Source organism: Mycobacterium arosiense ATCC BAA-1401 = DSM 45069 (assembly GCF_002086125.1).
GTDB lineage: Bacteria > Actinomycetota > Actinomycetes > Mycobacteriales > Mycobacteriaceae > Mycobacterium > Mycobacterium arosiense.
In genome coordinates, this window is record NZ_MVHG01000200.1 from 1 (window position 1) to 1,394 (window position 1,394).

Annotated in this window: 1 protein-coding gene; it reads right to left on the reverse strand. The window is 64.0% G+C overall.

What is annotated here, in order from left to right; genetic code table 11:
• Positions 1-8: 8 nt before the first annotated feature.
• Complete coding sequence (locus tag BST14_RS28060) at positions 9-1,232, reverse strand: ISL3 family transposase (RefSeq protein ID WP_142279673.1); 1,224 nt, start codon at positions 1,230-1,232, stop codon at positions 9-11.
• Positions 1,233-1,394 lie beyond the last annotated feature (162 nt).

The following is a 1,394-nucleotide window of genomic DNA, read 5'->3' on the forward strand; positions in this document are numbered from 1 at the left end:
GCGGCTCCTCACCTTCTCGTGGGTAGCTGTGGGTGGATTCCGCCGAGGGTCAGATAGATCATTGAGGTCAGTGCTTGCGCGGAGTGGTGGCCGTAGCCGCGGGCATTTATCAAGCGGATTTTGGCGTTGATGCCTTCGATCAGGGCGTTGGACAAGCCCAGTTCCACGGCGGCGATGACGGCGTCGAAGTAGACCTCAAGGCGTTTGCCGAGAGCGACGAAAGCAGGGATGCGGCTGCGTTTGGCGGCGGTGATCCAGCGTCGCAGGTGCTCACGGGCGCGCCCGGGTGGGTAGTGGAGGCGGTAGAGGTCACGCAGTTGTTCTTTGAGTGTCCAGGCCCGGCCGATGCGTCGGTTAAGGCGGGCGATCTGGTTGACCAGTGCGCGTTTGTCGTCGCTGAGTTTGTTCTCCCCGGTGCGCAGTGCCCAGCGGCCGGCCCTCCATTGCGCGGGTGTTATCAAGGCGCGGCCGGGTCCGGTGGCTGATTCGGCATAGACCCGGTCGAGGGCCCGGTTGGTCCATTGCATGATGTGGAACGGGTCAAAGCAGATGGTGGCGTGTGGCAGCTGGGTGCGGGTGGCTCCGGCGTAGGCCTTGCCGACGTCCATGCTGACGGCTTCGATGGTGGCCAGCGTCGAATCCGGTTGTTGGGTATAGAAGTTGGTCAGGGATTCTTCGCTGCGCCCGGGCTGGATGTCGATGACCGTGCCGGTGTCGTGATCGCCGATGATGGTCAAGTAGCGGTGCGGGTGGCGGTAGCAGATTTCATCGACGCCGATGCGATAAAGGGTGCTCAGTCGACGGGCATCCAGCAGTTCGGCGACCCCGCGGTTGATGATGGCGGTGACCGTTTCCCAGGCGCATCGCATCAACGTGGCCACCGAGGTGCGGTCGGTGCGCTGGGCCAGCCACAGCACCATGTCTTCAAAGTCGCGGGTGTGCCGTGCGCCGGGCCGCGCCCAGGGCAGTTCTTCGGTGCGTATCCCGCAGGTCGGGCAGTGCAGGCGGCGGATCTCATAGACCAGCCAGAGCCGGCGACAGCCCAGGTCAAGGTGGCGCCACCGGCGTCGTCGGCGGTCATAGCCCCCACCGACTTGTTTGCCGCACGGGCAACGTAACAGCCGGGCGGTGGGCCGCAGCATGACTTCGACATCGCAGTCACCGATCGACACATCGGTGACGAACGCTCCGGGAATCTGCAGCAGACGGTTAAATGCAGTAGAGACGCGCACGCGGTCGTCCTCCGGGTTGAGGTTGGTGTGGTAACCCCGAAACCTAGAGCCAGGCCACGTGCGCGTCGCTCATTTCACCCGCGACACGCCAAGCATGGTCTACCGCAACGAAATCCGCCCCTGAACAGCAGAAAAGCGCCCACGAAAACACGTGGAGCGCCA